The sequence below is a fragment of the Salinarimonas rosea DSM 21201 genome (genome assembly GCF_000429045.1).
GTDB classification, from domain to species: domain Bacteria; phylum Pseudomonadota; class Alphaproteobacteria; order Rhizobiales; family Beijerinckiaceae; genus Salinarimonas; species Salinarimonas rosea.
In genome coordinates, this window is sequence record NZ_AUBC01000048.1 from 1 (window position 1) to 7,983 (window position 7,983).

A 7,983-nucleotide genomic window follows, 5' to 3' on the forward strand; every position below is an offset into this window, starting at 1 on the left:
CCAGTCGCTCGTCGGCTCGATCTACGCCGAGCTCGGGGAGGCGGCAACCGAGGAGTGGGCGCGCGGGATTGTCGCCAACATGGCACGAGAGCCTCGCGGCGGCGACACCGACCAGATCCGTGCGGTGGCGGCGGGCGAGGGCGATCTCGCGGTGGCCAACACCTATTATCTCGGGAACCTGATCCGCTCGGAGAACCCCGAAGATCGCGCCGTGGCCGAGCAGATCTGCGTCGTCTTCCCGAACCAGGACGGCCGCGGCACGCACGTCAACATCTCCGGCGGCGGCGTCGCCGCGCACGCGCCGAACCCCGACGCGGCAAAGCTCTTCCTTGAGTATCTCGCCTCCGACTCGGCGCAGGCCTACTTCGCCGAGGGGAATAGCGAATATCCGGTCATTGAGGGCGTGGCCGCTCCCGAGTGGATCCAGAAGCTGGGCGAGTTTGAAGAGGACAATCTCTCGGCCGAGACCTTCGCCCAGAACAACGCCGAGGCTCTCATGATCATGGATCGGGCCGGCTGGAAGTGATGCGGCGGACCGCGATGGCGGCGGCGGGTCTACCCCGGCCGCCGCCATGGGTCTGATGAAGAAAGCTTTAGTCCTCGCCGAGATCCGGCGGGGCGGTGTTATGAACGCAGCTGACCGGCCGAGAGCGGGGCGGCGTCTCGGCGCGACCGCGAAGCGGCGCGCTCGGCACGTAGCCGAGCACGAATTCGAGGCTGTTCGCGCGGCACCAGTCGATTACGATGAGGAGCGCGATCGGCGCCGCGAAACCGGCCACGGTAGTTTCTGCGGCAGGTCGGCCGGGGCCGCGGGGTCGAGGAGCGAGCCCCGACCCTCGGCGGAGAGCCAGACCAGGCTCTCGGGACTGCCATAGAGCGCGTGCTCGACGTCAATGTGGATGCCGAACCTGTCGGTCTGCTCCAGGATCAGCACGCCCGCGGTGAACATGGCGGTGAAGACGACGCCCAGGGCCGCGCCCGGCACGCGCGAGATCGCGTCGCCGATCAGCAGGAGATGACGCCCGTCGCCCCCCGAGCAGCGACCACCAGCATGAAGGCGAGCCCGGTGCTGGACAGGATCGAGTTGGCAAAGTAGTCGCAACCGAGCGGGCGTGTCGTGAGGAACAGGGACGTCCCGCTGGCGCCGGCGGCGACGCCGAACAAGCCGGCTCCGACGGCGACGAGCGCCGCGTTGTAGCCGGCCTGCAGGGTCGCGGCCGCGAGGAAGACGTCGAGAAAGCCGCCGTTGATCGTCTCACGCGCCGGCCAGCCTCAGCTGGTCGATATGGGCCGTGGCGAGGCGGCCGCCGTAGGTCGCCTGCAGGTTCTCGGCGGTGAAGGTCTCGGCCACCGGCCCGTCCGCGATCTTGCGCACGTAGATCAGCGGCAGATGGTCGAAATAGTCCGCCACCGTCGCGAGATCGTGGTGGACGGCGATCACCGTCCGGCGCTCGGCCTTGAGGCTCTTCAGCACGTCTATGATCGCCTTCTCAGCCTTCCTCCTTCTCAGCTGCCCGCCGCGAGGCGCCCGCGCATGCCGCGCTCCGTCGCTTCCCCGCCCAGCGCACGGGCTATGGTCGTGGTGTTGTGGTCGATCATCCCGATATACGTGCCCTCGTAGGTCCCCGGTTCGCCCATGGCGTCAGAGAAGAGCTCGCCGCCGATCTCGACCGCGTGGCCCCGCGCAGCCGCGCCCTCGACGAGCGCCCGGATGTTGCGGTCGGACACAGAGCTCTCCACGAACACCGCGCGGATGTCGCGCGTGACCAGGAGGTCCACCAACTCGGCGATGCGCTGGAGGCCGGCCTCGCTCTCCGTCGAGATGCCCTGGATGCCGATGACCTCGTAGCCGTAGGCCGAGCCGAAATAGTTGAAGGCGTCGTGGGCCGAGAGCAGCACGCGGCTGTCGGCCGGCACCGAGCCGAGGACGCGCGTGGCGTAGCTCGAAAGCTCGGTCAGCTCGGCGAGATGCGCCTCCGCGTTGGCGCGGAAGGCCGCCTCGTGCTCCGGCGCGACGGCGACGAGCGCGTCGCGCACGGCGATCACCACGCGCGACCAGAGGTTCGGGTTCATCCAGACGTGGGGGTCGTAGCGGCCCTCGTAGTCGTCGTGGCCGATCAGCAGGTTCTCGGGCAGCGCCTCCGCCACTGCGACCACGGGCTGGCGCTCGGCGAGGTCGAGCAGGAACTCCTCCATCTGCGCCTCGAGATAGAGGCCGTTCCAGAGCACGAGATCGGCGCCCGCGAGCGCCGCGATGTCGGTGCGGGTCTGGCGGTAGGCGTGCGGGTCGACGCCCGGCCCCATCAGCGCGCGGACTTCGACCGCGTCGCCGCCCACCGCGCGGGCGGCGTCGGCGATCATGCCGGTGGTGGCGACCACGTCCAGGGGCTCGGACGCCTCGGCCGAGGCTGGCAGCGGCGCGAAGGGCAACGCGAGCGCGGCAGCGAGGCCGGCGAGGGCCCCGAGCAGGGTGCGGCGGCGGGGGGCGGGCGTGTCGGTGGCGTGCATCGATCGTCTTTCCTCGTCGTCGTCGAAACAGGATCCGGACCCGGATCCCGCGGCGCGCGACGACGCGGCCTGACAGCCTCGTCCGTCGCAAATCCACGCGCAAGCCGCGGAGATTTCCTCGTCCTCCATACGCATATGGGAACGATTTGCATCTGTCAACGCACTTGCGAGCCATTTGCAGGTGGCTCTTGCAAATGAGGCGTCACCCCGCTCGTCGCCGCGCTGAGGAGATGAGGGAGGCCGCCGCCTCGCGCCGGTAACGAATCCCGTCACCGGTGGCATCCAAAGATTGCACACGGCCTCGGCCGACAGCCGCCAAATGAAAGGGCGAGGGCGAAGCCGACGGGTTCGTCAGCCGCTTCAAGCCGCTGTGCCAATCTGTGCCAACCCGTGCTCGATTGCCTTATCCCGCTCACTGCCAACTGCTGATGCGACGGTAGCGGTGTTCGGAGCGAACAGCAGTTGCCGATCGCCATCATCAGCGTCGCCTACCATCGACATGTCCCGCTCATCGCCGAACGATGGGCACCATGAGTCTCACTGGAGCCCAGGTCCTCAGGGGTGGAGTCGGTGCGGACGTAGGCGAGCCGGCTCACCTGCTCACCGCGATCTCACATTCCAATCGCGTGAAGCGCTCGACAATGCCGTTGCGGAGCACGGGGCGGAGATCATCGGCGACATCACGAACTTCACCGGCCTCTCGCCGAACATCCACATCGGAGAGAAAGTGGCCTGAGCCTTGCCGCCCGTCTGGACCTCCTGCGCGCCGTCCTCGCGCCGCAGTATGACGACCTTACCCGACCCCGGCCCGAGTCGGTTCAGGGCCCACCCCCGCCCGCCGGACCGCCTCGGTCCGATCGAGCGGGAGATCGGCTACCCACAGTTGGCACGAGGTCGGGGCCGAGTGCGCTCTCGAACTCCTCGCGCACGGCGTTGCCTCCTTGCCGATACCGATCGTGTCACTCCCCCTGGCCGAGCGAGTACCCGGCGACCCCGTCGAAGGTGTAGAGCTGCTCGGTCTTCACGAAATCGATGCCGGCCGCGGCGAGCGCGGCGAGCAGGGCGGCGACGTCGGCATGGGTCGGCGCGACGCCGTCGGGCGCCTTGAAGCGGGCGCGCCAATGGTCAACGAGGCTCGTCTCCGGCAGGCCCTGCGGCCAGACCTTCACCCCGCGGTTCGTCAGGAGCGTCAGCGCGAAGGGCGCGGCGACCGCCGCCGCCTGGAGCCGAGCGGCGAGCGTGTCGGGATCGGTCGTGTCGTCGTGGACGAAGACGTCGACGCCGACCAGCGCCTTCGCCTGCTTCCGGCGCGGCGCGGCCTGCGGCACCCCGAGCGGCGCGCCGGCCTGGTAGGCGACCGGCGCGAGCGTCCGCGGCGCCTGGCCGAGGCGCGCGATCACCGCGTCGGCGAAGGCCTGCGTGCCGACCGCCTCGGCCGCGCCGCCGCGGGCGAGGTCGGCGGTGACGATCCCGTCCTCGAGCGTGCGCTTCCAGGCGTTGTGGATCCGCGTCGCGACCTCGGCCTGGCCGAGATGGACGAGCATCATGACGCCGGCCAGCAGCAGACCCGAGGGGTTCGCCACGTCCTGGCCGGCGATGGTCGGCGCCGAGCCGTGGATCGCCTCGAACATCGCCCCGTGCGGGCCGATATTCGCCGACGGCGCCAAGCCGACCGAGCCCGTCACCTCGGCGGCGATGTCGGAGACGATGTCGCCGTAGAGGTTGGGCGTCACGATCACGTCGAACAGGTCCGGCTGCGCGGCGAGCTTGGCCGCGCCGATGTCGATGATCCAGTGGTCGGTCTCGATCTCGGGATATTCCGGCGCGATCTCGTCGAAGACCCGACGGAACAGGCCGTCGGTGAGCTTCATGATGTTGTCCTTGGTGAAGGCCGTGACCTTCCGCCGCCCGTTGGCGCGGGCGTATTCGAACGCGTAGCGCACGATGCGCTCGCAGCCCGGGCGCGTGATCAGCTTGAGGCACTGGACGACGTCGTCGGTCTGCCGGTGCTCGATGCCGGCATAGAGGTCCTCCTCGTTCTCGCGCACGATGACGACGTCCATCGCCGGGTGCAGCGTCGGCACGAAGGGGGCGTAGGCCGAGCAGGGCCGCACGTTCGCGAAGAGGCCGAGCGCCTTGCGCATGGTGACGTTGAGGCTCTTGTAGCCGCCGCCCTGGGGCGTCGTGATCGGGGCCTTGAAGAGCACCTTGTTGCGCCGGATCGTCTCCCACGCCGCCGCGGGGATGCCCGAGGTCTCGCCCGAGCGATAGACCGCCTCGCCGATCGTGATCGGCTCGCAGGCGATGTTCGCCCCGGCCGCCTTCAGCACGCGCAGCGAGGCCGCCATGATCTCCGGCCCGATGCCGTCCCCGAAGGCGATCGTCACGGGAGGGGCGCCGGGGCCGGCGGAGAAGAGAGCCGAGGCTTGGTCGAGCGTGGCGGACATGGTGGTGAAGCCCCCTGTATGGTCTGCGTCCGCCTTCATGTAAGACGGCTCACGCGTTCTGTGAAATAGATAGTTTGAAACGATCTGTTATATTGAACAGAACATCTTGAACGCACTGCCCGGCTCGAGCCGTCGCAATTGCAGGTTCGACGCCCGCCGTTGCCGATCGCGCCTGCTCCGATCCGTTCTGGTTCACCACCCCGTTCGGCGTCTGGGCCGGCACGACATAGTTGAAATCCGTGGCCTCCAAGAAGGGGGTGCGTCGGCAGCGCCGAGGAGCAACCCCCGGAGCAGCGGGTCGAGAATCTCGCCTCGCTCAGTTTCGCGCCGGGAAGCGAGCTTCTCGAAAGCCGCGAGCATGCGACGCGCTCCGCCGCGTCCCGGGTCGCCCTCCGGAAGCTCGGCAAGGGCCGGTAGCTCGCTCGCCACCGGCCGTGCTCAGCGGGGCATGTCCAGGTTCATGACGTGGCGGGTGACGAGCCACTCTCCCTCGACCTCCTCGACCAGGGAGGCATAGTCGCCGCCGACGCGCACGCCCTCGCCGTCCGGGCCGGCGACCGTCATCTCGTAGGTTCCGACGTCGAGATAGGCGCCGTCGATCTGCCGATCCTCGATGCTCGTGATGGCGAGGTCGGCCGCCTGGCGCTGTTCCAGCAACTCCGAGACATAGCTCTCGACGCCTTCGCGCGTCTCGACGACCGGGTAGTCCGGCGGGAGCACGATCGCATCCTCGGCATAGAGCCCGGCGACCCGGCCGGCATCGCCGGCGTTGAAAGCGGCCTCGTACTCCGACCTCATCTCGTCCACGTCCGGACCCTCCTCGAAGGGGTCCTGAGCACCGGCGGAAAGCGGGACCCAAATCGCGATGGCGGACGCGCAGACGGATCGCGCCAGTCGGTTTCCGAACGTCCTCGGCATGGCGAAGCTCCTCCTGTTGGATCCAGGCCAACCCTCGCCGAAGCCGTTTGTTCACGCAGGCGCCGGCTGCTCGCGATCAGTATCGGCGTCACGCGCAAGCGCGCGGCCGGGTACGCGCCCGGTAAACACTGTGCTCTCCAACCGGATCGCGTCCGAAGCGCGGCAGCAGGCCAACGCGGGCGCCTTCTCGCCGGACGAGAAGAGGGGCGCTAACGTGCCTGCTTGGCCGCGCATGCCGAGGTGAGCGCGGCCCCAGCCCCGCGGCCAGCTTTCATGCGGGGCCATCGCCAAACAGTCCGCGCGAGCGGCGCGAGAGCGGCATCCGACGCCTCCGCGCCCGCCCGGTACCGTCGTCCCAGCCCCGCGCCGCAGGCGGGGGTGCCTTCCACCCTGCTCACGCACGGGTGCCCGCCGCGGCGGCCCGAGGGCAGCCCTCTACAGGTCCTGCCCGGGGGGCGGCACGCGCCGCTTGCGAGCTCCAACGGCAGTTTCAATCCATGCTTCGCCAAGAGATCTGGCGGCTTTGGGCCGAAAACGGTCGGCGCTGACCCCCTGGAGACCGACTTTCCGAGGCGGCGGCGAGCGTGCGGGATGCCGCGCGCCTACGAGGTGGCCCGGCGGGCATACGAGGCGAAGCTCTCGGAGAGGTTCACCTGACTGGCGCCGCGCCCCGCATGGCGAACAGGATGGCGTCCTCGAGGCGATCGTCCCCCCAGAACAGCTCGCGGCCGACGGCAAAGGTCGGCGATCCGAACACCCCGGCGGCGCGGGCGGCGTCCGTCTCGTCATCGAGCCGGCGCTCGATTTCGTCTGAGTTCGCGCGAGCCAGAGCGCGCTCAGGGTCCTGTCCGGCCGCCCTCAAGCTCTCGGAAACGTTGGGCTCACTTCCCATAGCGTCGCCAAGCTCGAACCACCGACGATAAGCCTCTCTGACGAAGGGTTCTCCCCAGCCCTCATCGAGCCCGACCAGCGCGAGGCGATTGGCGAGTACGGTGTTGGGCACCGGGTAGGGTGCCGGAAGCGAGATCTGGAATCCGTGCACTTTGGCACGGCGCTCGATGTCCCGCCACATGTATGCGGTCTTCGCCGGCTTGTCGGCAAAAGGAACATGCCGTGTCTCCGCGAGGATCGCTCGAAGGCTGAAGGGGCGCCACCGAAAGCGCACGCCCGACGCCCCTGCCAGATCGGGCAGCCTCATGACGGTAAGGAACGTGTACGTGCTGCCCAGGGTCAGCCAGAAGTCGATCGAGCTTTCGCGCGCCATGGTCCCGTTCTCCCTGAACGTCAGGCTCTCTCGACAGAGGGGCCGGAGCAAGGCTTTCGTATCGGAGCCGCGCTGTCCGCGCCGGTCGGCGCGGGCCCGAACATGCACGCAGCCCTGATGGCCAGTCGCATGCTGGCGTTTGGCACGCCGAAACAGCTGGTTTCGCTTGACCGGGGAGCAGAACCGAGCCGCTCTGGTTCATGCTGCCCCTTCGAGTCGCTGGCGAGCGCCCTCCAGGGTGTCAGGAGACATGTCATCGGAGCCGTAAGGCGACACCCAGATTTACGAGGGGTCGCCTTGGCCTGATCGATCTTCCGGTGGGTGGTCTGCCGGGGGAAGACGATGGGTCGTCTCGAGAGCGAGGCGCGGACGGCGATGACAGCATTGCTGAGGCGAGGACAATCCCAGAGCTCGGTTGCACGGTTGCTCGGGGTGACGGAGGGGACGGTCCGATATCACCGTCGACGGCAGGAGAGCGGCGCGGTGGACGGTCGGTCGCGGCAGTCGAGCGCGGCGTCGGGGCATTCGTGTCGGGCGACACGACTAACTGACCCCCTTGGCGCCATGAGGAACTGACCCCCTGCCGTCGAGCAGGAGGTCGCGATGGACGACGCATGGATGCACAGATGCCCCCAGGAGCAGATTGCACGGGGGCTGGAGATGAAGGAGCCGGACGAGGTCTCGGCGATGCTGTCGCTGAAGGCGCTCGGGTGGGGCTCGAAGCGGATCGCGGCGGAGCTGGGGTGCTCGCGGAACACGGTTCGGCGCTGGTTGAGAGCCGGTGGATGGCGGCCGCCGACATCGCCGTCGCGCTCGAAGAAGCTGGACGGGCTCGAGGACTGGATC

Annotated in this window: 9 protein-coding genes; 2 read left to right on the forward strand and 7 right to left on the reverse strand. The window is 68.8% G+C overall.

The window, feature by feature from the left end; translation table 11 throughout:
• The coding region (locus G407_RS0121120; protein ID WP_029032410.1) for an extracellular solute-binding protein at window positions 1–526 on the forward strand (526 nt) is incomplete at its 5' end.
• 213 nt (window positions 527–739) lie between these two features.
• On the opposite strand, the gene G407_RS0121130 is transcribed toward G407_RS0121120, so the two are convergent.
• The 7 genes from G407_RS0121130 to G407_RS0121160 form a co-directional block, all read right to left on the reverse strand.
• A complete protein-coding gene (locus tag G407_RS0121130; protein WP_029032412.1) occupies window positions 740–985 on the reverse strand; it encodes a hypothetical protein in 246 nt (81 codons plus the stop codon).
• A 20-nt stretch (window positions 986–1,005) separates the two neighbouring features.
• The gene (locus tag G407_RS31900; protein ID WP_156917668.1) at window positions 1,006–1,164 is read right to left on the reverse strand and encodes a hypothetical protein; all 159 of its coding nucleotides are present in this window, start codon (window positions 1,162–1,164) and stop codon (window positions 1,006–1,008) included.
• Window positions 1,165–1,255: 91 nt separating this feature from the next.
• Window positions 1,256–1,474 (reverse strand): hypothetical protein, encoded by a 219-nt coding sequence (locus tag G407_RS0121140; protein WP_029032413.1) that lies wholly within the window; start codon window positions 1,472–1,474, stop codon window positions 1,256–1,258.
• Between the two features lie 32 nt (window positions 1,475–1,506).
• Complete coding sequence (locus G407_RS0121145; protein ID WP_029032414.1) at window positions 1,507–2,508, reverse strand: metal ABC transporter solute-binding protein, Zn/Mn family; 1,002 nt, start codon at window positions 2,506–2,508, stop codon at window positions 1,507–1,509.
• A 959-nt stretch (window positions 2,509–3,467) separates the two neighbouring features.
• Entirely contained in the window at window positions 3,468–4,994 is a 1,527-nt protein-coding gene (locus G407_RS0121150) for an NADP-dependent isocitrate dehydrogenase (protein WP_210163145.1), read from the reverse strand.
• 399 nt (window positions 4,995–5,393) lie between these two features.
• A complete protein-coding gene (locus G407_RS0121155; protein ID WP_245259146.1) occupies window positions 5,394–5,753 on the reverse strand; it encodes a DUF4440 domain-containing protein in 360 nt (119 codons plus the stop codon).
• Between the two features lie 769 nt (window positions 5,754–6,522).
• Window positions 6,523–7,137 carry a 2-hydroxychromene-2-carboxylate isomerase gene (locus G407_RS0121160; protein WP_029032417.1) on the reverse strand — a complete coding sequence of 205 codons (615 nt, stop codon included), beginning with the start codon at window positions 7,135–7,137 and terminating at the stop codon, window positions 6,523–6,525.
• Between the two features lie 603 nt (window positions 7,138–7,740).
• Here G407_RS0121160 and G407_RS32760 point away from each other — a divergent pair.
• Window positions 7,741–7,983: helix-turn-helix domain-containing protein (locus G407_RS32760; RefSeq protein ID WP_043540327.1), on the forward strand; the 243-nt coding region annotated here is incomplete at its 3' end.